14 protein-coding genes are annotated in these 23,819 nt (G+C 33.2%); all 14 read right to left on the bottom strand.

What is annotated here, in order from left to right; all coding sequences use genetic code 11:
* Positions 1–25: 25 nt before the first annotated feature.
* The 14 genes from KO506_RS08040 to KO506_RS08105 all read right to left on the bottom strand — a co-directional run bounded on the left by KO506_RS08040 (position 26) and on the right by KO506_RS08105 (position 23,746).
* Positions 26–1,534: a glycoside hydrolase family 172 protein gene (locus KO506_RS08040; protein ID WP_215994378.1), complete on the bottom strand. Its 1,509-nt coding sequence runs from the start codon at positions 1,532–1,534 to the stop codon at positions 26–28.
* Positions 1,535–1,707: 173 nt separating this feature from the next.
* Positions 1,708–3,234: a sulfatase family protein gene (locus tag KO506_RS08045; protein WP_215994379.1), complete on the bottom strand. Its 1,527-nt coding sequence runs from the start codon at positions 3,232–3,234 to the stop codon at positions 1,708–1,710.
* A gap of 120 nt (positions 3,235–3,354) precedes the next feature.
* The gene (locus KO506_RS08050) at positions 3,355–4,944 is read right to left on the bottom strand and encodes an alpha-L-fucosidase (protein ID WP_215994380.1); all 1,590 of its coding nucleotides are present in this window, start codon (positions 4,942–4,944) and stop codon (positions 3,355–3,357) included.
* A gap of 67 nt (positions 4,945–5,011) precedes the next feature.
* Positions 5,012–6,580: a sulfatase family protein gene (locus KO506_RS08055; protein WP_215994381.1), complete on the bottom strand. Its 1,569-nt coding sequence runs from the start codon at positions 6,578–6,580 to the stop codon at positions 5,012–5,014.
* Between the two features lie 224 nt (positions 6,581–6,804).
* Entirely contained in the window at positions 6,805–9,012 is a 2,208-nt protein-coding gene (locus KO506_RS08060; protein ID WP_215994382.1) for a right-handed parallel beta-helix repeat-containing protein, read from the bottom strand.
* Positions 9,013–9,015: 3 nt separating this feature from the next.
* Positions 9,016–10,134: an alpha-L-fucosidase gene (locus KO506_RS08065; protein WP_215994383.1), complete on the bottom strand. Its 1,119-nt coding sequence runs from the start codon at positions 10,132–10,134 to the stop codon at positions 9,016–9,018.
* A gap of 17 nt (positions 10,135–10,151) precedes the next feature.
* Positions 10,152–12,845: a glycoside hydrolase family 95 protein gene (locus tag KO506_RS08070; RefSeq protein WP_215994384.1), complete on the bottom strand. Its 2,694-nt coding sequence runs from the start codon at positions 12,843–12,845 to the stop codon at positions 10,152–10,154.
* 25 nt (positions 12,846–12,870) lie between these two features.
* Positions 12,871–14,040: a putative glycoside hydrolase gene (locus KO506_RS08075; protein WP_215994385.1), complete on the bottom strand. Its 1,170-nt coding sequence runs from the start codon at positions 14,038–14,040 to the stop codon at positions 12,871–12,873.
* 32 nt (positions 14,041–14,072) lie between these two features.
* Positions 14,073–15,635 carry an alpha-L-fucosidase gene (locus tag KO506_RS08080; RefSeq protein WP_215994386.1) on the bottom strand — a complete coding sequence of 521 codons (1,563 nt, stop codon included), beginning with the start codon at positions 15,633–15,635 and terminating at the stop codon, positions 14,073–14,075.
* 40 nt (positions 15,636–15,675) lie between these two features.
* Positions 15,676–16,728, bottom strand: a complete 1,053-nt coding sequence (locus KO506_RS08085; protein ID WP_215994387.1) for a glycoside hydrolase family protein — start codon at positions 16,726–16,728, stop codon at positions 15,676–15,678.
* A 130-nt stretch (positions 16,729–16,858) separates the two neighbouring features.
* Positions 16,859–18,643: an arylsulfatase gene (locus KO506_RS08090; RefSeq protein ID WP_215994388.1), complete on the bottom strand. Its 1,785-nt coding sequence runs from the start codon at positions 18,641–18,643 to the stop codon at positions 16,859–16,861.
* A 6-nt stretch (positions 18,644–18,649) separates the two neighbouring features.
* Positions 18,650–20,077, bottom strand: coding sequence for a family 43 glycosylhydrolase (locus tag KO506_RS08095; protein ID WP_215994389.1), 1,428 nt, complete (start codon positions 20,075–20,077; stop codon positions 18,650–18,652).
* A 43-nt stretch (positions 20,078–20,120) separates the two neighbouring features.
* Entirely contained in the window at positions 20,121–21,947 is a 1,827-nt protein-coding gene (locus KO506_RS08100) for an alpha-L-fucosidase (RefSeq protein WP_215994390.1), read from the bottom strand.
* Between the two features lie 11 nt (positions 21,948–21,958).
* Positions 21,959–23,746, bottom strand: coding sequence for an arylsulfatase (locus tag KO506_RS08105; protein ID WP_215994391.1), 1,788 nt, complete (start codon positions 23,744–23,746; stop codon positions 21,959–21,961).
* Positions 23,747–23,819: the final 73 nt, after the last annotated feature.

Here is a 23,819-nt window from a genome sequence, read left to right on the forward strand (position 1 = left end):
AGTTTTATTATTTTTTATAGTAATTTTAATTGGCAGACAATACTGCTTTTGGATCTGGAACTCTATTTGACGTTGTTGCAGCATCTCCATACCAATACACACCTACACCATAAGCCATATCACAATCTGTCCAACTCCAAACTTCCATATCTAGTTGAAGTGAACTTCCAAAAGGCATCACATCTAATGAACGTGTACGCGTTTCTGTACTATACCCTTTTGTGTTTCGTTCTCCTATATTCGTTTTTCTATTTAATTTATTATACTTGTAACTAAAAGGTTGTGCGTGAAATGGATGTTCGTAAAAATCGGTGCTCATACCTCCCCAAGAATATCCATAATAATCTTCTGTACCAGTGCCGAAAATAGATGGGAAATCCTCTCCATCTACCCAAATTTTTTCATCTCCTTCTCCCCACCATTTTTCAACTGGATTTTTTATAGTTAAAGCATCACCTACATAAACTCCTCGTCCTTTAAGAGTTACATAATTCCAATCTGAAAAAGGACGTGTAGGAACAGGGTTTTGCCCTCTCCAAGCAGCATTAAAATACATACTGTTTTTATCCCATTTCCAATCTCCAATTATTGTATTCAATTCGATATCAATTGGTTGACTGCTTAAATTAAGTACAGAGATTTTAGCTGATTTCTGATAAGGCATTACCCAACGACTGGACATTGTTCCATCTTCTGAAACAGTTCTATACCAACCTTGAAAAGGGTTTAAACCAATTCCTGAACCAAAAAAATCGCCTATTGGACACCAAACTGTTTGTTGTCCATCAAACTCCATTTTTAGAATAACAGAACGTGTTATTAAAGAATCTTTATAACTTCCAAGCTTCAATGAAAGAACACGAAGTGCTGCATTACCTTTTTGCAACGCAATAGATTTTTCTTCATTAGGCTTCAATGTTTCTTTTAATCTTACCGTTTTTCCTTCTGCTGTATTCTCTGGAGCCATTAAAGTTTTACAAACCTGTTTTATTTGATCTTCTGCTTTATTGAAATCCTCCAATGTAAATGTTTTTATCTTTGTTTTTTTTGAGTACTCTCTATAGGTAAATTGATAGAAAAAAGGACGTTCTGTAACCGTGATTTTGCAACTTTTTGCATAAGGAATTGGAAAAAAAGACACTGCAGATCGTAAAGATTTATGTGCCAAAGGAAAAGGAATTAAACCTGTTCCGTTTAAAAGATTGAGCATATTTCCTTGTAGTGTTGGTTCTGTAGCTCCATCCAAATAAATCTTAATAATACTATTTGTGTTTACTCTTTTTGTAGATCTAAAAGGCATCCAAGTACGTACAATTGCCCCAGGATTTTTATGATCCATTAAAACCCATTCTTTTTGTCCATTATTTTCTTCAATTCTAATAAAGTTTCGGTCTTTATCATTATTGTTTAAATCTTTGTTCGTAAACCAACCTACTGAATCTTTTGGACTCACAGATGCCCGGTTATAACTGCTCTCTTGCTTTAAACGAAAATCTTTTTGTGGAAAACTTGCCACCATATCGCGATCAATCATTTCGTGAAGAAGTGTCTCTATACTGATATTCTTTTTTGATTGGGAGTAAGAAAATGAGACCGTTGTTATTGATAAGAGCAGGCTTAAGATTAATATTTTAGTTATTTTCAGGTTTTTCATTGTATACTTTTTAAAATAATTTTTAATTGGCTAGACTAATTTAATTAGTTCCTTTACTTTTTACCTTGATAAGAATTCAGTAATGCTTTCATCTCTTTTACTTTTTCAGGATATAGGCTATACAAATTTTTTGTTTGATACAAATCCGTTTTCAAATTGTACAGCTGTGCAGGTGGTGCATCTGCTTTTATTTTACCATCCTTAATATCACTATTAATTTCTCCTGCAAAAGATATGGCAGCAGGTCCTCCAAAGGCATGATGTCCCTGTTTTCTAGATCCAAAACCTCCTCCGCCTTGAGCTCCTATATATAACCAATTTCCTTTACGAATAACCAAATGAGAATTTCTTTTAGGTGCTAGAAGCACTTCGTTTCTTATCTGTTTATTAGTTTTTCCAGTAATTGCTCCTAATATGTTTTTACTATCCTGTCCTTGTCCTTGCTCCAATTTCTGTTCTGTAAGTGCTGCGAATGTTGCTAGCATATCCACATTACAAATCAATTGATCAGACACCTCTCCAGGTTTTATTTTATTAGGCCAATGAGCGATAAATGGAATACGATGACCGCCTTCCCAAGCATCAAACTTAAAACCTAATAAATCACCATTTAATTTGTGGCCATCTTTCCATGCTTTTTGTCCAGTGGCATTAAACATCCCTCCGTTATCACTTGTAAATATGACCAATGTATTATCTGCCTCTCCCATTTCTTCAAGCGTTTGCATAACTTCACCAACAATCCAGTCTAATTCATGAACAAAATCGCCATACAAGCCAGATTCACTGGTTCCTTTAAATTGTGGTGCAGGTGTAAAAGGGTGGTGAATATTTGTGGTGGCAAAATACAGAAAGAAAGGCTTTTCTTTTTGTGCTTTCATCCAACCAATTGCTTTCTCTTTTAAATGAGTTCCTACTTGTTCATCAACATATAATGCATGTGCTTTATCAGCTCCTCCAATATCATCCAAATTCATTTTTTCAAAAACTTCTTTTGTTTTGGCTTTTTCTCCATACACAAATGGATCATCTTCCGTTAGTCCAACCACATTATGGTTCTCTACATATACAAAAGGAGGGTGACTATTTACCACTGGTACGCCATAGTAATAATCAAAACCCAATTCATTAGGACCTGGAGTTAATGGTTTGTTCCAATCAACAGGTTTTGTTGTTCCAAAACCTAAATGCCATTTTCCAACACAAGCTGTTGCATATCCTGCTTTTTTTAACACTGATGCTATGGTTTCTTTTTGGGTATCAATTACTAATTTGTCTTTAAGAAAAATAGGTCTGTTTAAATTTCCGTATCTAATAGGATACTCTCCAGTAAGCAGCGCATATCGTGATGGGGTACAAACTGCAGAAGCTGAATGCGCATCCGTAAACATTCGTCCTTCTTTAGCTAATTTATCGATATTCGGTGTTTGAAGCTTTGTTGCTCCATAACAACTCAAATCGCCATAACCTAAATCATCTGCATTAATTAAAACAATGTTTGGAAGTTTCTGCTTATTTTGTAAGGCAAAAGATGACTGAGTCAAAATTAAGACGGCGAAAAGTCTAACAATATTTTTCATTTAGTATATGTTTTTTTATATTTTCAGGATATGTTATTCTAACTTTAAAAGTTTCCCAAACTACTTTTTATGCTACTAGATTTAACAATATTTTTTTATAAAACATCTCTTCTATTAATGCTATTTCATTAATGTAATAATCTCAACAACAGGATTTTTTCCTGTAGTACATACAACTTTATATTTGTTATCTTTTATCAATTTGAAATCTGGAACTATTTGGATATTACCATGATCATTAATACGATATTGTATTTGTTCATTTAAACTGAATGAATGCTGTTTTTTATTATCATTTAGCATAAAATTTACTCCATCAGATTCAACTAATATTCCTGAAGTTTCTTTGCGTTTTGTATGATGTATACTTGGAGGAATCCATGTTGGTCCTTTAGCTAAATCTATTTCTAAGTCACCATTCAACTCTAAAACAACCACAGGTAATGTTTGATTAAATGTATCTTTTGGAATAGTTGCTGTTATTGTTGCCTTGTCTGTATTTTGAGTAAAAAGCACAGGTGTATTATTGCCTAAAATATAGGCCTTATTTACTTTGCTTTTAATCCCGTTTATATTGATGGTTTTATTTTCATCACCAAAAAGATGTAAATAAACTTTTTTCTCCTTTGTTGTTATAGAACCCCATTTATACTCTCCCTTAAAAGGAGAACCTTTTGTTTCATAAATAGATTTTCCATTTACTTTTGTCCATTTTGCGATATCTTTTAAACGCGCTGTTTCTTCAGGGGTAAAACAACCATCAGGTCCTGGGCCAATGTTTAATAGAAAATTTGAGTTTCTACAAGCACACTTTGACAACATTGAAATTACCTCTTCTGAAGGTTTCCAGTTTGAATCATTTTTGTCATAGCCCCAATTATGTCTTAAAGTCATTATAGATTCAAGGTATCCTTCAGCACCAGGAGATGCTAACTCACGATCGCCTAAGTTTTCATAATCTCCAAGATTATTTCCAATTCGACTACTTACAACACAATTAGGTTGATATTTACGAACCAAATCATAACACATTTGATTTAAATCTGCATGTCTTTTTACGCCCATATCAAACCAAATTAAATCGATTTGACCATAATTAGTTAATAATTCTTCTAAATGAGTTTTTACTATTTTTTTATAATCTTCTGGAACTACAGCAGCATTTCTTCTTACTTTTTTATAATGATACCAATCTTTTTCATGTGAATAATAAATTCCAACACGCATACCTTGTTTATGGCATTCATCTATATATTCTTTCAACAAATCTTTTTTATAAGCTGACGACTTTACAACATTCCAGTCAGATGCTTTTGTATCAAACATGGCAAATCCATCATGATGCTTTGTGGTTAACACCATATATTTCATGCCTGCATCCTTGGCCATTTTTACCCATTCTGCTGGTTTGTAATTTACAGGATTAAATTGTTGTGCTTTTTTTTCATAAGCTTCCTTAGGGATATCAGCTAAAAGATAGATCCATTCTGCACTTCCAGCTCCCATTTCTTTTCCATAATCAATGCCATTCCATTCTCCTCCAAAAGCAGAATAAACACCCCAATGTAAAAACATACCAAACTTGGCATTGGACCACCAAGCCATTCTTTCTTGTTTTTCCAACTCAGTTTCACTCCACACTTTTTCTTGTGAAAAACTACCTTGAATTACTGAAAGATGAACGAGCAATGCAATAAATACCTTTTTCATAAACATATATTGTTGTTTAAATTTTGTTTATTTTCTTGAAAACCTATTTCCGTAAAAAACTCCTAATTTATTTTATAGCAAAAGCTGCCTGTACCCAAGGAAAATCTATCTCATCATTCTTTTGTGGTTTTCCTGATGTACTTCTTCCATCATTAATTTGTTTGATTAATAATTGCTTCAGTTCCTTTACTTTTTCAGGATGTTTTTCTGCTAAATTCACATGCTCTCCAACATCAATTTTTAAGTTATACAATATAATTTCTGGCAAGTCTTTTAACTTTTTTAAAGGTCTTCCCATAGCATTTAACCCTTTGTTTGCAGATACAATTAATTTCCAATCTCCTTTTCTTATAGCAAAAACACCTTCTTTGCTATGGTGAATAGTTGCTTCTCTTTCATATCCTTTTTGTTGTAACAACAAAGGCAACATACTATAACTGTCTTCTGCTTCATTATCTTTTAAATTATAATTTACAATATCGGCAGTGGTTGCCATAAAATCTGTGGTACAAATGGTTGCATCAGAAATAGTATTAGGCTTGATTTTTTCTGGCCATTTTACGATAAAAGGAACTCGATGACCTCCTTCTAAATAGCTTCCTTTGTTTCCACTATAAATATAACTTGGGTTGTGTCCTTTAGATTTTAACACTCCATAATTGGCATTTGCCGCACATCCATTATCACTTGTAAAAATGATAATAGTATTGTCTTCTTCTCCACTTTCTTTAACTGCTTTAAATATTTGCCCCATTAAATCATCAATCATTAAAACAAAATCTGCGTAAGGATTTATTTTACTTTTTCCTTTCCAAGGTGCCGTTGGTAAAATTGGATTGTGTGGTGCTGGTAATGGTAAGTAGATAAAGTAAGGTTTATCGTCTTTTGCGTTTTCTTTGATATAAGAAACTGTTTTATCAACAAAAACAGGTAACACTTCTTCATGTTTAAAGTCATTAGAAATTGGTCCCTTTATCCAATACGCATATTTATTTGATTTTCTTTTTTGTTCAGAAATACCTGTTGGCTGCATCACCACTTTATCATTCTCTACATACACAAAAGGAGGCATGTTTAGTGATGCTGCTAATAAATAGGAATAATCGAAACCTAAATCTAAAGCTCCTTTTTTTAAGGGTTTTGTATAATCTAATTGTTCCATTGGATACTTATCTTTAACACTAGAGTAATGTTCTAATTCTTTGCTAGTGTCTTTTAGATCCCAATTTAACCCCAAATGCCATTTACCAATATTTGCAGTTTTATAACCATTTTGTTGTAACAAATCGGCTACAGTGAAACGATCATCTTTTATCAACATTGGTGAAGTACCCCAAGTAACAAATTGTTTTAATGGTGTTCTCCAATTGTATCTTCCTGTTATGATACCATATCTGGTTGGTGTACAAACTGAAGATGAAGTATGGGCATCTGTAAATCGCATTCCATCATCAGCTAACTGGTCTAAATGTGGGGTATGTATTTTACTGTTTTCATTATAAACACTTAAATCTCCTATTCCTAAATCATCTGCTAATATGTAAATGATATTGGGTTTTTTGTTCTGAGATTTATTTTGACCACTAACTGTGTAAATTAAAAATAACGTGAAGACAACTAATAGTTTTTGTTTCATTTTGTAAGTACATTTAAGGAGTAATGCAATACTATATTTTGAATACTTATAGCTTTTTTTACTCCTGATTAAGAATTTCTATTTATTACAAATTTGCTCTTAAATATCTTAACATACTTGCTCTTAACAACTATTAATTTGCTAAAAACTATCATATTGGAATTCTTATGCCCTCAATTGTACTATCTTACAGTTTAATCAAGAAAAACCAGAAAAAATTTAATTTAGTTTTTAATCATTCCCATCTTGCTTACATCTAATGGTTCTATACCTAGTTTTAAAGCTGGACTATCTGCTTTAAATCCAAAATTTGCATTTTCTACATCAATAAACATCGGGTCTCCAAATTGACTCATTTTCTCTTTTCCTAATAAACGCATTCTTTTAAAATGTGCATTCATCCAATTCGGATTTTTAGGATGATAATACAGATTTTCATCCATATCTGTTTGGTTTAAATTTGGAAGGTTTTTTACCTGATCTTTACGAGGTCTTTCTGCATAAGCATTTCCTCCATCAGGATGAGAAATAATAATATTTTTATGTGCTTTTGATCCGGTTACAGGAACCCATTCAAAACTGATATATCCAAATCGTGGTGCTACTCTTGGCGCTACAATAATATTGTTGATGATATCATTGACTCCTTTTGATGCAATTCCTGCACTAAAAGCGTAATTATTATAAAGAACATTACCAAAGATCAATGTTTCATGCTGATCATCATCACAACGAATTGGTGCTGGCATTGAATGTTCTAAATTATCATGTAAATAATTATAGCGAACGATATTTCCTGTACCTGCTCCAGAAACATAAATACAGTTACCATCAGACAATAATTGTACTGCATGTGTAATTTCATTATACTCTACAATATTATGTCTTGAGTGATTAAATTTTTCACGAACCTTCCAATTTTCATAGTTCTCTTTTGTGTTTTTAATAACCTCATCAGGAATTTCATGATGTCTGACTGTTCTTCCTCCCTCACCATTTAATCTTCTATCTGGCTCAATACGATTGGTAATTAAAATTCCAGCATATCCACTGTGATGAATATAATTGTGGGCAATTTGGTTGTAACCACTTTGCCAGGCCCAAATACCTGGAGAGTGCCATGTTATTTCACTAAAGTGATGAATATGATTATTGATAATTTTATTATGATGATTGACATCTTTAGTCCCTGGGCCATAACCTGCCAATAAAATTCCTGCTTCTCCTAGATAAGAAAACTCGCAATTTTCAACCTTATTCTTCTGAGCATGTAAATCAAAACGAACACCAGATCCACCAGAATTTACAAACTTACAATTGATAACTTCACAATTCTCTGCTCCTCTAAAACGTAATGCTGCTGTAGGTCTATCAAACATATCCCAATCATGTTGCATACCCCAACCCAATTGATCTTTATCATCTACCCAAGCTCTTCTATCTGCATGAGAAAATGTAATCCCTGAGAATGAAATACCTTTTACAGGTTGGTCTTTAGTGCCTTTATAATCGATATTTCCTTCTACGCGAATTAGTTCAGTTATTGTTGGTGCCAAAATTCCTTTTGGAGAACCATTATCTGTTGTATTGACTGGCCATAGGTAAATTTTTCGTGTTTCAGTATTTACTACCCATTCTCCTGGTGTATCTAGGAATTCAAGTGAATTTTCAATCCAAGCAGAATAACCATCTTTTTTATGTACCCAATGTGCTAATTCTCCCATCGCATACGTTGATGATACTTTTGTTTTTGCTACTAATTTTTCCTCATCTACAGATTCTAATGGTAACATATTAATCATCCAAGCACGACTGGGTCTTATATTTAGTTCAACATCTTTAAGATTTTCCCAATTCTTTATTTTTCCTTTTGGAAAGTGAACTGTTCTTTTATCACCCATTTTAGTGGGTATAAAACCTTCTGCTCTTGCACGATTTAGGCGTCCTTTCCCATCATAGAGTGTATAAAATTTATCAATTCCATCTGGAATATCTGCTACCCAAACTTTTCCTTTTGCTACTTGTGGTAATTCAGGATGCGATTGTAATAATTCCCAATCATTTACGGAAACTCCTGCACTCACAATAGGTTTTTCTTTAGGATACGCAGCAAAAGTTAACTGTGTTGATACTGAATTTGATTTCTGATTTCCGTCTTCTATACCTAAAAAAAGTGTTTTATTTAATTGATGACGTCCACCACTTAAATAGATAAAAGCTGGTTTTGAATTTCCTTTATCACGAAATTCTCTAACGATTTCAAGAGCCTTTGGAATACTTGCTAAAGGAGCAACAGTGGTTCCAGATGCTTTATCATCACCTGAAATGGAGACGTATAACTCTATCTTTTCACTCAAATTGTTACATCCTGTTAAAAGGATTATACAAAGTGAAAAAAGCATCCACTTAAATTGGATTAAAATCGTTTTCATCGTTTATTTCTTTAAGCGTTTTCCAACTTCTTTTAACGTTTTAATGTCATCTGGAAAAACAGTTCCATCTGGTAATGGCCCAATATTTAATAATAAATTAGCTTTCATTTTTTTTGTGTGTGCTAACATTTCCATCACTTCATCAGTAGTTTTGTGTCCTACATCATTATCTCTATCATATCCCCAAGCATAAGGTTGCATTGTGTTGCAAATTTCTAAAGGAACATCTGACTCTCCTTTAAAATGACGTTCTGGAGCTTTAAAATCTTCAGTACCTAAAACGCCTTGTTTATAAGAAACCAAAACTTGAGGTTGAAGCGAATGTATGTGATCGTATAACTCTTGAATTTTCAATTCGGCTATTTTTTCTGGTGTAGAATTAGGCACAGCTCTACCATCTAACCAAATTCCTGCAATAGGCCCATATTTGGTTAACAACTCTGTTATTTGATTTTTCATAAAATCTACATATAACTGCAAGTCTTGTTCTTCACCATATTTATATGACTCTTCTTTAGGATTGTAATCTGGCTTTGGATTTCCACCCCAATCTTCTCTATTAGGCGAATGTGGATGTTTCCAATCACGTCCATGAGAATAATAGAAAAATAATCCTAAGCCTTTTTTATGACATTGTTCTGCTAATTCTGCTACCAAATCGCGTTTTGCAGCACTATTTGTACTTTTAAAATCGCTAAATTCTGTATCGAACAAACTAAAACCATCATGATGTCTGGTAGTAATATTGATGTATTTCATGCCAGCATCTACAGCCAAATCTGTGATTAAATCTGCATCAAAATTTTCAGCGGTAAATTTATCTGCTAATTTTGCATATTCATCAGGTCTAACTTTTGCACGCAATTGTACCCATTCTGCTGGTTTTGAATGTATTTCTCCCCAATATCCTTCAGTTAAACTAAATAATCCATAGTGAATGAACATGCCAAACTTTGCTTCTTCAAACCATTGCAAAGCAGCAACTCTTGGATTTTTTGCATAGGCATCTTCATACCCTTTTAAATAGGAGGGTACCTCAACTTGTTTTTTGCAACTAGTAATACTCAAAAAAATAATGAATACTCCAATAAACAGCCAGCTAATATTTTTTAATATTTTCATTTGCTAAAATTTAAATTTTAAGGTAATAGCAAAATTGTTGTTGCACCTTTATTACTTTCACGTCCATCGTTTCTTACTGATGTAACTTTGAATATCATCTGACTGATTTTTTTAAGATCAGAAAGTTTATAAACAAAATCAGTATTAGTAATTTTAGAAGCGACCAACTCATAAGTTGGTGAGTTGCCTACAGCTCTATAAATGTTGTACGAAACAGCATCCTTACTTTTATTCCAAGAAAGTTTAACTTTATTATCTTTATTATCAATCTTCAATTTCGAAGGTGCATCCACAGAAGTAAATTCTGGAATCGCATTTATAACATAAGTTTTACCTACTTCTGTTTTAATAGTAATTAAATCATTATCCTTAACAACAAATTTTACAGTTTTACCTTTTGATGTTTTAATAGTTGCTTTGGCAACATTTGGATATCTAAACTCTAAGATTCCTCCTGATTTAGACAATACTTCAAACTTCTTAGCTTGACCTTTTGACCAAGCTGCAGAAACTTCAAAATTACCACGAGCTAATAAACCATTATAACTCCCTTCTGACCAGTTTTTTGGCAAAGCAGTTAAAGGTGCAATTACATAATCTTGACTTTGCAAAAGCATTTCTGCAACTCCAGCTGTAGCACCATAATTCGCATCTGCTTGAAACAATGGGTCTCCACGATGATCGTTAAATAAATTGTGTAAATAGTTTTCGCTTAGTAATTCTTTATAATAAGAATAAGCTTCTTCTTCATTATGTACTCTTGCCCACATTGCTATTCTTTCTGCACGTGCCCAACCAATGTTGGTTTTATGACCTCGTTTTAAGAGGCTAACTTCAGCAGCATCTAACCAAGCTGGAGTTTTGTCGTTAATCAATTGCCCTGGATATAAACCTAACAACATTGAAGTATGTCTATGATTAGGATCTCCTATATCATCGAAAAATTCTTCTTGACGAAATTCTTTAATCTGACCTGATTTTCCTATCTGGATTGGATCTAATAGAGGAAGTTGTGACTTGAATATTGGTAGTCTGACATCAGATTTTCCTAAAATTTCAGCACCTTTTAGGGTGTTGTGGTGGTTCTCGAAAAACATTTGTTGATCGAAAGTTGTACCTACTGTATTTCTTAACTTTTGTTCTGGACTAGATGATGGATTGGCTAATAAAAAACCATCAGTATTAGTAACGAATCTAGATACAAAGTTAGCCTGTTCATAAATTACTGGATATACTTTATTTGCTAACAAGGTTTTATTACGTGTATAATCGAAATAATCCCAAAACAGTAAACCAATCCATGAACCTGTTCCAAAACCTGCTACTTTAGATTTGGCAGGAATATCATAAGGATTACTCCAAAATGGCCCAGACCAACCATTATCTCCATTAGCATCAAGCTCTGCACTATTAAACTCTTTAATATATTGTGTTGCATATAAACGTTGACGTGCTTCAAAAACTTTAAAATAATCTGCATAAGATTCAAACAACTCAGTTAAATTAGTTGAAAAAACAGGTGCATACGCCATTTGTAAGTTTGTATCGTGTAAATATTGAGATGACCAAGGAGGTCTTTCATAAACATTCCAAATTCCTTGTAAATGGGGTGGAAGTGTCCCCTTTCTAGAAGAACATATTAACATATAACGTCCATATTGAAATGCTAATTCCTCTAGGTATTTGCTAGAATTTCCATTTGGATATGCATCAATCAACTCGTTTGTTGGAATTTTAGGTTCATCAGCGCCCAAATTAAAATTCACTCTATTATAAAGATTGGTATAATCTGCTAAATGATTTTTCAATAATTCGTTATAAGATTTTGCTGACGCATCTTCTAAATATGCAGTTACTTTTTTATGAGGATCTGGAAAACCTTCCAATTTTTTAGTTGGTTCATCCGTTAGAAATATTTGAGAATCTAGTTTATAATTGGTTCCGATTGCAATCAGAATTAAAGCACTATCAGCATCAGAAACCCTAATTGTACCTTTTTTGGTTGCGTTCATTTTACCTCCTACAGGAATCACTTTGAACTGCCCTTCAAACTTGATTTTGTAGTAATTCATTATCCCAGAAAGGGTAATTATATTGTCTTTAGCAGAAACAGTACCTGATTTTGCTTCTCCTAAAAAAGGGATTGTTGGACGCAATGTAAATGATAATTTACCTTTTTCGGAGGCATTTAAACGAATTGCCATTACCTTGTCTGGATAACTTGTAAAGTATTCTCTTGAATATTTTACTCCATTTTGTTCATATTCTACAAAAGAAATACCTTTATTTAAGTTTAATTCTTGCTTGTAGTTTTTAGTGTTCTGATGATCAAAATCAATATAAACTTCGGCAAAATTATTCAACCCTTTACGTCGAAGACCACGATTTTTTTCTGCCCAGTCATATAAACTATTTTCAGTAATTTGGATTCGTTCTGTGGCAATACCACCAAAAACATTAACGCCCATGTAACCATTTCCCATTGGAATTGAACGATTTATCCAACCTTTATTATCATTAGTCGCTGGCTGATTATACCAAAGACGTAATGTTTTGTTGGGTTTATCAACTTTATTGGTAACTGTGTTGTTTTTTTTAAGAGGATTAGTTGACGAAGATTTATTTACTGCGCAAGCAAAAATTGACGCATTAAAAACCATCAACATTAACAAATTACACGTATATAAAATAGATTTATTTTTAATTTTCATTTTTTAAATATTTTACTTAATTACTTTATTTCCAAGATATTTTTGCTTCTCTACTTTCTGTATTTACCCAAACACTGGCGTGTTCAAATTCACGAGTAAATTCCCAACCATTTGGTGTTATTCTCTTGTAAGCCTCTTTAGGAGCACCAAGAGGTTTTTGTAGTTCAGGATAATTTACCAAAGGTCCTGTTCTTAATTTCCATCCCCAACTGTACATAAAGTAGGAGTAGGGTTGAGCTCCTATTAAATAACAAGCAAGAGAAAACTCCAATTTTTCTTTAGATAATTCTGGCATATTAGGCTGAATATTTCCTCTTCCAAACCCATCAACTCCAAGTCGAAAAACGGATATTTTTCCTTCTTTGGCATTTTTTAGCATATCTCCCCATTCACTTAGTAAACTTTCTTTTTTAAATCTAGCTTTTGAATAGTTTTCGAACATTACTGCATCACAAACAGGATATACATCACTTGCATCTTTATTATTGGCATTGTTACCTAACAATATTTTATCAGGCCCCAACTTCTTTTTTAGTGCAGCCATCATTTCTCCCATTGCTTTTTGAAGCTCAGGTTTCTCTTCCTTACGAAATCTACTGTTTCCGTGCATTTGATCGATAAAAACACCATCACAATTAGATTCTCTAACTCCTTTTGCTACAGTTTCTACCCACCATTCACGGAATTCAGGATTTAATAAATCATAACAATATGCCCCAAAATGTTCTGCTAGCTCTCCCGTTTTTGGATTATTAATTAAAAACTCTTTTAATTTTGGATTTTTCTTGACACCTTTCTTGGTAAAATCTTTGGTATAAGAAGTATAAGTCCAAGCATAGGCAGAATTAAAATAAAACAACACTTTGATGTTAGGGTTTACTTTTCTAAATGCTTTTGCTTCTTTTTTAGCTCCAAGCTCAGCAGATCCTAATTGTTTTTTTCCGTGCGATTTTTCAATGCAAATAAAATCTGTACGCGCTGCTATAAATTTCACTTCCTCAGAAGTTAATAAGCGGTTCTTATCTTGAAACATAAAATACTGAGGAGTAGTTTCCCAACTAAATTTTGGATAAAAACCTTTGGGTACAAATGTACTTCCATCGCTATTTATATATGTTTTTTTTTGTGCACTTAATTCAAAACCAGTGGCAACTACATAGGTTAATAGTAGTACTAAAATTTTTGCTTTTATCATTTTTGATTCCTTTTAATGATGTTTTTTATTGATTAATATCCTTTTACTGCTTTACGTACCTTTTTCATAATTTCAATACTTTCTGGATTAAAAATAGGGTGATCTTTTGTTACATCTGGTGTCATTGCCAAATTGATTGTAATCGGCATATTTGCCTGATCTGCTTTTTTAAAAATCTCAATATATTTTTCTGCTGAAAATTTAGGTTTTTGCGTAAACTTTCCGTTTTTTACTCTGCTTGACCAACCATCCATATAAAACCAACTAGCCGGATATTGACCTTCTAACTGCCCACCTTCTTTGAACAAGAAATCTGATTGAATTTCTGGTACTCTACCTGATCCATCAGAAACTACTAGATCACTAAAAGGAGTTAAATTTGCAAACAGATTTTGGCTAAATCCTACAGGAGCATTTGGGTTTCCTGCTTTAATTGCTTTCGCAAATTTTTCCCAAGGTGGATCTAGTTGATATACTTTCCAACCTCCATCATCAATATAACCTCCTGTGGTTGCTAAATCTTCACCATATCGTAAGCTTACTTCACGAAAATGGTTTTCTAAGAATTGAAAATATCCTGATGAATCTGGAGTTTTACCATTTCCATAGGTATTACCATACAAATCTTCCATTCCACTATTAGGGTTGTAGTACAACATTAAACGAATATTGTGTTTTCCTAATCCATCAATCAATTCTCTGATTAAATCTCTTTCACAAGTAAAACCTGATTTTATGCTATCTATAGTTTTACTAGGTCCTGGCCAATGTTGAGTTCCGTGAGCACAGGTAAACGTAACCCAAGAAGCACCTATTTCTACTACTTTTTCTACAAAAGCATCCACATCAAATTCATTTACCAATTTTTGATACTGTTCGCCTAATTTTGGACCTCCATTATATGGTCTTGATCCTGATGAAAAATGTACAAACAATCCATATTTTCCATCTACCATCCATTGTACATCTGCTTTCATTGCCTTTGCTCTGGCTTTAATTGCTGTAAGTGCTTTTGGACGCACCAATTCTATAGACCAAAAAGCAAAAGGATTTGGTTTTTTGTTTGTATTGGCTTTTATTTCTTTATTTACTTCCACTTCAATTTCTTTGCCAAAAGTCACTAAACGAAAACTGATTTTATTGATTCCTTTTTTGAGTTTTAAATTTTGTTTTAAATAATGTCTTTGTACAATAGGCCTTGTTTCCCAATTTTTGATATTAGCTTTTTCAATAATTGTTGTATTTCTTGAAGTAACTTCAAATGTTGATTTTGAAAGAATATTATTACTACCCGTATACAAAAGCGCAATGCTATATTCAGCTTCATAAGGTGCTTCTACTTCCCAAGTCATTACATCATCTTTAGTAAAAAAACCTCGGATAAAAGCATTGTTCACAACTTCTGGTGTTGGTCTTTCTAGGTGATTCAAATTCCCAGTCAATTGAGCTCTAAAACCCATAATTGTAGTGATATCATCTGCTCTGAGCTGCCAGGTTTTTGGTGCCCAATATGGATGTGTAAGGTTTTTCTGAGAAAAACTTACGACTGAAATAAAAGATAAAACAATCGCTAATAGAATGTTTTTATTTTTCATTTTGATATACATTTTAAAGTTGTCCTTATTAATTAACTTTTTATTTCCAATTTTCAATTTTTAAGAAATATCCTGCTGTTGGATCTTCATCGTGACAAGCCAAAAACAAATAGGCTGGTTTGCCATTTTCCCATAAAATGTTAGGCCTTTCGCTTCTTGCCAATTCGTGATTGAAATAATGACTGTTTGTATTGTATCCTATTTCTGGTCTATCCCAATGTATTCCATCTTTAGATTGATATATTAAACCTGGTCGTTTTCCTCCTAATTGTTTTTTACCCAAGATTTTTGGATTTCCTTCCAACGCACTTTTTACATCCATACGATCTTCAACAATTAGATAATACCTCCCTTTGTAATAAAAAGCATAAGGATCTTCTATATCTAAGCCCATATCTGCATAAGAAATTAATGGATTTTCTTTATAATTTTCATAAGGCCCTTCTAAATTATCACCAATCGCTAAAGAAATTTCTCTAAAATCTTTGTGATTATCTGTAATTGACTTGTAATAAATTCGATATTTACCATTTTCATCCACCAAAAAAGTAGGGTTGGAAGCGTGAATAATATTTGCTCCATCCATTTTTCCTGATGCTTTTATAATTGGATTGTGTGGACTTTCTACCCAAGGTTCATCCAAAGATTTTGTAGTTGCAATACCTATTTGTTGTGCCAATCTTGGCGTTGTTCTTTCTTTTACCAAATACACCATAACATAAGTATCACCAACTTTAGATACTTGTGGATTGTGATAAGTTGCTGATTTACTCGAAAATGTGGTGTCAATAAATTGATAAGGCCCTTCTGGTGTATCTGCTGTAAAATGAACAATTTTACTGTCTTTTATCCAACGTCCTTTATTTGGAATTGTAGACATAAAAACGTGTAGTTTTCCTTTTTCGTCATAAATAGGAGACATTCCCCAATTCCACCAACCTTCTTCTGCTGGCAGAATAAATTTTCCAGAAACAAGTGATTTACTAAAAGAAGATTCTTTAATAGTTAAGTTTGGTTTACACGAAAATAGAATCAGTAATGCAACTGAACAAATTAATATTTCTAAAAAAGGTCTTATTTGTTTACTATCCATATTTATTCTAATAATTATTCATAAAATTGATTACTCTAAATCCTTTTAAAAAACCCTTCGCTTTTTTAAGGGAATAAATTTGCTTTCATTTCGGCTATTCTTTAAGAATATGTTATTAAACCTTCCTATCCTATAGTGCTTCTACTTCAGTAAAATAAGCTCCTCCCATTTTCCCTTCACTTGTATAGAGATAGGTAATAAGTTCCGTTTTCCCAGCAGGGATTTCCAACTCAAAAACAACCTCTTTGCTACCTTGTTTCACTTTCATTTCCTCATCTTTTCCAGCTATCTGAATTTTAGCTCTCACAGCCTTAATTACTTTATCTGCTTCTTCAGGGAATTGACGAAGTGTAAATCGATATAAACCTGCTTTTTTAACGTTTACCATCCAGGGTCCAGTAACTGATGGAAGTCTTTTGATTGAACCAAAATTCCAAGGAGGATTTCCACTAGGCAAGTACCAATCTTGTGAACATAAAAACGTAGGGTTTTCTTTGGTGTTACCAATATCAATAGAAACAGGAGTCATACGTGGTGAAACAGATTTCCAAAACGGTGTGTAAAGTGTTCGCAACGCTGCTACCTTTTCTGAATTGGCAGATGAAATATCTCTTTTTTGACTAGGATCATTTTGAATATCATAAAGTTCTGTTCCGTTAATTAGTCGCCAGTTATCTTTTATGACACATGTAAATTCCCACTCTTTTGGTGAACCTTTAAAAAATGGCCCTCCCTGAAATTGTACAACAAGATGGTCTCGTTTTTTTGCATTTTTAGAATTTTCCAAGATAGGTTTAAAAGATATTCCATCAGGATTGTGGGAATCTGAGATTGGTATTCCAGATAAATCAGCTAGTGTTGGCAATACATCAATATGAGCAGTAAGTGCATCAACATCTCTTCCTCCTTGCAGACCTCCATCAGGCCAATGAATGAAAAAAGGCACGCGATGACCTCCTTCATAAATCGAAGATTTTTTTCCTCGCATACCAGCATTATATCCCTTCAATGCTTCTGAATTCAGTCCTTTAAAACTCGCCCCTTTTGCTGTACCATTATCAGACATAAATACTAATATGGTGTTATCAGTTATTCCTAGATCTTCAAGTTTATTTCTAAGAATCCCCAAGTTGTAGTCAAAATTGGCAATCATACCATAAAATTCAGGGCCGAATTTCCATTTAGCCTTGTCTCTGTATGGTTCGCTCCATTCTTTACCAACAATATAAGGTCCATGTGGTGCATTGGTTGCTAAATAAAGTAGAAATGGCTCTTCCTTGTTTTTCTCTATAAAGTTGATAGCCTCATTAAACCATACATCAGTGCAATAGCCTTCAAATTTTTCATTTTTACCATTTCGCTCATAAGTATCATCAAAATAGTCATTGCCCCAGTAGTCTGATGCTTGACCAACTCCTCCAGATTTATGCCAAATTACATCTTGAAATCCTCTGTCTTGTGGTCTATGTGGGGCATTATCTCCTAGATGCCATTTCCCAACCATTCCTGTAGTATATCCGTTTTCTGAAAACACATTAGCCATTGTTCTTTCATCTATATGAAGCAAGGTGCGCCCACTACTGGTGCGATATGCTCCAGTTCTACCTGGGTAACGTCCTGTCATAAGGGCTGCTCTTGATGGAGTGCAAAATGGACTTACATGAAAGTTGGTAAGCCTTACAGACTCGCTATGCAACTTATCTAGATTAGGCGTTTTTAAAATCGGATTTCCAAGACAAGCCAAATCTCCATAACCCTGATCATCAGTCATAATTAGAATTATATTTGGTTTTTGAGACTTTAACTCACTAACTTTCTTTTTTTCTTTTACTGAACTGCATGCTACAATAGTCATTAAAACTATGAGTCTTATATTTTTATATATCTTGAATTGATGTATTTTATTTAATATCATGCTATATTAGTGCTTCTTATTTTCTCTTTTCGATGGTGTCCATTCAAACCAATTTAGATTGAATATACCTTCATCATCACCTTCTGAACATAAGTAAATTGTTTGTGCTCCTCTAACTCTATTTAGTGTTGTTGCAATGGTTTTGTAATTGTTTATTCCTGTTGATGGTATTGGAATGGTTTTTAAAATTGCTCCTGTAGGACTGTTAATTCGCACTACAATTTTAGCTCCTTCTTTTGGTGCAGAAACATTTACGCGAAAAGAAAATGGTGCAGCACTTTTGCCGAATTCAATTTCAGTATAACCCAACCAAGAATTCTTTGAAAGCTGAATTACGCTTTCACTATTTTTATCCGTTTTAATTTTTTCTACTTTTAAATTACCTGACATAGAACTAAAATATTCGGCTTCATAACGAATACTTTCAGCTGCTTCAAAAACCACTTGTTTTCCTTTAGGATTGTTCTTTTTCTGTTCTCTTCTTTTTCGTTTTGCATAAACTGGTTTCGTTATTTCCACATTTTTATCCAATGTATATACAATTGGTTCTATGGTTCCGTCTTTTCGAAATGTGATCTTATCAAAACAAACTGATCTCTTATAACGATTACCATTATTCACATCTCCTCTATGATAAAAAAGATACCATTGGTCGTTAAATTCGATTACAGAAGTATGATTTGGAGATTCAGGAGAATTGGGAGCAAGTTCTCCTTTAAATGTCGCATAGTTTTTTGGTAATGGCGAATCTGCCATCCAATATTTAGTAATTGGCCCAACTCTGGCGCTGAAATAAAAAATTCCATTTCTTTTAAAAACGTGTACTGCTTCATTAACCGTTTCTTTTGTTAAACGAACCCAAGGTCCATCTAATTCAACCATATTATCTTTTAATTTGGCACCCATTATGTGTGAACCTTTTTCGCCAATATCCACCCAATGATCGTTACCAAAAATGTATGCTTGACCATCATCATCAACAATAACTGTTGGATCAAAAATTGTGGTCATCTCATTGGTGACAGCAGATTGCCAAGGACCTGTTGGAGATTTGCTTTTGGCTACACCTACGTGCGTAATATCACTTGGAAAATACCAATAATACCAACCGTTTTTATAAGCAGCATCTGGAGCATTCATATTAGATTGCGCATATTCAAAACCTTTGTCTAATTGAGGGTCTAAAGAAACTCCGTGATTAATCCAATTTTTTAAATCTGATGATTCTAAAATCACATAATCTTTCATACCCTCATAATTAATAGCATCAGGTTGATCGTGTGAACAATAGAGATACACTTTCCCGTTAAAAACCTCTGCAGCTGGATCAGCTGTGTATAAGAAATTCGGATTGCCTTCTCTAAGAATCGGGTTTTGTTGTGCAAAACTAAATTGCCCAATTACGAAAAGAAGAAATGTTATTTTTTTAATCATTTTGATTATTAATTATTATGAAATTTAATATCTCTAAACTATGTTATTCTGTTAATGGAATTAGCTCTATTCCCTTAAACTTATACCTCTGTTTTGTTTTTTTGCTGGTTTTTACCTTTGGATAAACTCTAATTTCATGTATTCCTTTGCTTAAAGTTACACTTCCATCTTGTTCTTTTTTTGTCAAACCTCCAATGGTTCCTTTGGCATTTAGTTCAATCGTTTTTTTAGGTGTTATTAAATTGTAGGTAAAATTATCATCACCTGTATCTTCACTTACGATTTTAAAAATTCCAGGTTGCGTTACATTAATCGTCCAAATTAAACCTTGTTTGGTATTTTCGCCCCAGCGATGTGTTACTTTTTTATCGTAATCATAACTTATTCTTCTAATGGCAAATTCACATTTTGAAACTGGTAAATTTATGGTTCCATCATTTTGCTGTTGAATAGTTTCGTCGATTATTTTGGCTTCTTTATCTTCTATTTCCATAACAACCACAGTTACTCTCGGTTGTTTTAAGTGATTAGGAACTGTAACACTAATTTGTTCACCTTCTTGTTTAAAAGTTAAAGATTGTTTAGCTGTATCTGCCAAAACGTATGCTTTGTTTACTTTGGATAAAATGCCAGAAACTTCCACTTGATCTTCTTCTAAATCCTTAAAGTGTAAATACACTTTTCCAGGTTTACTAGTAATGGCATAAGGTGGGAATTTTAACGGACTTGGATCTGCTCCGTAAATTGCTTCGCCATTTATTTTTAGCCAATCTCCAATAGCATTAATGCTGTTGACTTGCGATTCTGGAATAGTTCCATCTGGTCTAGGCGCTACATTTAAAAGATAAACACCTCCATTTCCAACAATTCTACACAAACTGTAAATGAAATCTGAATAATCTTCAGAACGATCCAATTCTGCTCCACGTGATGTATAACCCCATCCATTTTTTGTAACAGATTCGTGTGTTTGCCATGGCACTTTTAAATCTGAAAGCCATGTTGCTTTACTTACACTTGGTGTAGTACCATTATCAATCGAAACATCAAAATGTCCATATCCATTTCCTAGTCGTGCGTTTACTAATGCTCCTGGTTGATTTTTTTTCACAGCATCCATCATCAATTGGCTTTGTTCATCTGTAATTTGAAAAGGTGTATCAAACCAAACCATAAAAATATCGCCATAATTGGTGGTTAACTCATTTATCTGTGCAACCGCTTTTTCTCTAAAATAGGTATCAAATTCATCAGCTGGTTTTATAACACTACCAAAATCCCAATCATTACCAGCACCACCTTTTTCATGCCAATCTTGATCTTGTGAATAATAAAAGCCCAACTTCATGTCTCTTTCTTTACATTCTTCTGCCAGTTCTTTTAAAATATCACGATTAAATCCTGAAAAGTCATATAAGTTATAAGGATGTTTTGATTTATACATAGCAAAGCCATCATGATGTTTTGCAGTAAGCACGATGAATTTCATTCCTGCATTTTCGGCAATGTCTACCCATTCTTTCGCATTGAATTTTTCAGGTTTAAACTTTCCAGCAGCTTCTTTTTCATACGCTGCTACAGGTATAAAACTTCTTCTCATAATCCATTCTGCAGCACCTTCTTTACCTTGCCATTCACCTTCAAGTTGCGCATATGGTCCGTAATGAACAAATAACCCGAATTTATCTTCATACAATTTCTTCATGTTCTCCCTAATTTCAGGAGTATAGTCAGACATTTTTGTTTTTCCAAAATCAACATCTCCTATTGTTTCTGTAACAAAATCAATTGAAGTTATATCATCTTTTTTATTGTTTTTACAGCCCATTATAATTAGGGTTAAAAAAATAATAGCTATTAACTTTTTCATAGTTTCTTTTTTTATATTTTTTCTATGTAAACATAGTAAGCTGGGTAAACTTTCCCTGATTTATCTATCAATTGTGCTTCCATATCGTATTTACCTGCAGGAATATTTCCGGTAAATTTTATTTCTGATTGTCCTGTATTAATTCTTATCTCTTTGTTGATATTGGCAACATATAAATACGCTTTTTCAAAATCTGATTTTGTACTACCAGCCATTGTTTTTTGTAACTCGATTCTTTTTTCTTGACCAGGAAAAGTTGCATTAATTGCCAATCCACTTTCTCTTGGAAATCGTCTTAAGTAAATAGCATATTCACCATCTTCAACAAATTCAATTTTCCATCTACCAGTAGCTTGTACTGCTTTTGAGGCTCCATCTTGATGCCAAGCTCCATTATGTTTCCCTGTAAACATATCGTGTGCAGAAATTCTACTTGGATTTTCTTTTGGAGAACCCACTTTGATATAACCATATCTTTCATTTGGTTTTTCTGACATGATGGATTGCCACCATTTTTCATAACCTTCTGTCAAACGATTAGCAACTTCTGGATGCTGTTTAATAATGTTATTCTTTTGCCCTTTATCAGTATTTATATTGTACAATTCTTTTCCATTTACCAAACGCCAATTATTATCCATAACTGAGTAAGTTCTATATTTTATTAGGTTTTGTAATCTTTGCGTATCAACATACAGAATACGATTTTCCCAAGTTGATTTTTTATCATCAAGTAATGGTTTTAGACTTTTTCCATCTAAAGTTTTCATCGGGTTAAAATCAAAATCAAATAAATCTACAAAGGTTGGTAGTAAATCGTAATGCGCAACCAATTCATCAATATCTTTACCTCCAGTTACTTTTCCATTTGGCCATCTTACAAATAAAGGCACTCTGTGACCACCTTCGTAAACACTTCCTTTTCCTCCTCGTAAACCTGCATCAAATATTCTTTGTCCACCAGCACTTCCATTATCCGTAGTAAAAATAACGACTGTATTTTCTTTTAAATTAAGTGCTTCTAATTTTTGCTCTAACAATTTAAAATTGTCATCTACATTGGTTATCATTCCATAAAAACGCTTATAAGTTTCTCCTACATTTTTTGAGTTTTTATAAATATCTAAATACTCTTTAGGAAGGTTCCATGGTTTATGTGGTGCATTTGTTGAAATGTAACAAAAAAAAGGATTGTCTTTATTTTCTTCGATGAAATCTAAAGCTTCAGAGAAAAACACATCTGTACAATACCCATTGTATTTTTGTAATTCTCCATTGTGCCAATAAGTATCATCAAAACCATCATTCCACCAAAAATCTGGTCCTTGAGTTATTCCACCTCCTCCAATTCTTACTACTTCATGAAAGCCTCTATCTTCTGGACGATAAGGATAATTATCACCTAAATGCCATTTGCCAAACATTCCATTCGTATATCCATTTTGTGCAAAAACTTTCGGAAGGAGCAACTCATCTTCAAATAAAATTGAACGACCAGTAATAGTATGAAATGTATTTACTCTGTTGGTATGCCTACCAGACATTAATGCGCCTCTTGAAGGTGCACAAGTAGAAGAAACATGATAGTTAGTAAATCTTACAGATTCTTGATAAAACTTATCGATGTTTGGGGTTTTTATATAGGGATTTCCCATACAAGATAAATCTCCTGTTCCTTGATCATCTGTGATGACAATAATGACATTGGGTTTATCTTTTCTATGTGATTCAGTTTGAGAAAAAACTGAATACATAAAAGCTAAATTTACTATAAAGAAGAACCAATATCTATTATTCATTTGTTGTTTACGCTTTTCGTTTAAGTGAAAAATTGATTCATATTTCTTTTTCTAAATATGATTCTAGATGTAC

Origin of the sequence: Polaribacter vadi (genome assembly GCF_018861005.1) — a bacterium.
In the GTDB taxonomy this organism is placed as follows: Bacteria; Bacteroidota; Bacteroidia; order Flavobacteriales; family Flavobacteriaceae; genus Polaribacter; species Polaribacter vadi_A.

What these genes read in the sequence shown, in the direction of transcription:
- KO506_RS08040 (WP_215994378.1), bottom strand. Translation starts at nt 1,534, where the DNA reads ATGATTGATCGCGATATGGTGGCAAGTTTTCCACAAAAAGATTTTCGT.
- KO506_RS08045 (WP_215994379.1), bottom strand. Translation starts at nt 3,234, where the DNA reads ATGAAAAATATTGTTAGACTTTTCGCCGTCTTAATTTTGACTCAGTCA.
- KO506_RS08050 (WP_215994380.1), bottom strand. Translation starts at nt 4,944, where the DNA reads ATGAAAAAGGTATTTATTGCATTGCTCGTTCATCTTTCAGTAATTCAA.
- KO506_RS08055 (WP_215994381.1), bottom strand. Translation starts at nt 6,580, where the DNA reads ATGAAACAAAAACTATTAGTTGTCTTCACGTTATTTTTAATTTACACA.
- KO506_RS08060 (WP_215994382.1), bottom strand. Translation starts at nt 9,012, where the DNA reads ATGAAAACGATTTTAATCCAATTTAAGTGGATGCTTTTTTCACTTTGT.
- KO506_RS08065 (WP_215994383.1), bottom strand. Translation starts at nt 10,134, where the DNA reads ATGAAAATATTAAAAAATATTAGCTGGCTGTTTATTGGAGTATTCATT.
- KO506_RS08070 (WP_215994384.1), bottom strand. Translation starts at nt 12,845, where the DNA reads ATGAAAATTAAAAATAAATCTATTTTATATACGTGTAATTTGTTAATG.
- KO506_RS08075 (WP_215994385.1), bottom strand. Translation starts at nt 14,040, where the DNA reads ATGATAAAAGCAAAAATTTTAGTACTACTATTAACCTATGTAGTTGCC.
- KO506_RS08080 (WP_215994386.1), bottom strand. Translation starts at nt 15,635, where the DNA reads ATGAAAAATAAAAACATTCTATTAGCGATTGTTTTATCTTTTATTTCA.
- KO506_RS08085 (WP_215994387.1), bottom strand. Translation starts at nt 16,728, where the DNA reads ATGGATAGTAAACAAATAAGACCTTTTTTAGAAATATTAATTTGTTCA.
- KO506_RS08090 (WP_215994388.1), bottom strand. Translation starts at nt 18,643, where the DNA reads ATGATATTAAATAAAATACATCAATTCAAGATATATAAAAATATAAGA.
- KO506_RS08095 (WP_215994389.1), bottom strand. Translation starts at nt 20,077, where the DNA reads ATGATTAAAAAAATAACATTTCTTCTTTTCGTAATTGGGCAATTTAGT.
- KO506_RS08100 (WP_215994390.1), bottom strand. Translation starts at nt 21,947, where the DNA reads ATGAAAAAGTTAATAGCTATTATTTTTTTAACCCTAATTATAATGGGC.
- KO506_RS08105 (WP_215994391.1), bottom strand. Translation starts at nt 23,746, where the DNA reads ATGAATAATAGATATTGGTTCTTCTTTATAGTAAATTTAGCTTTTATG.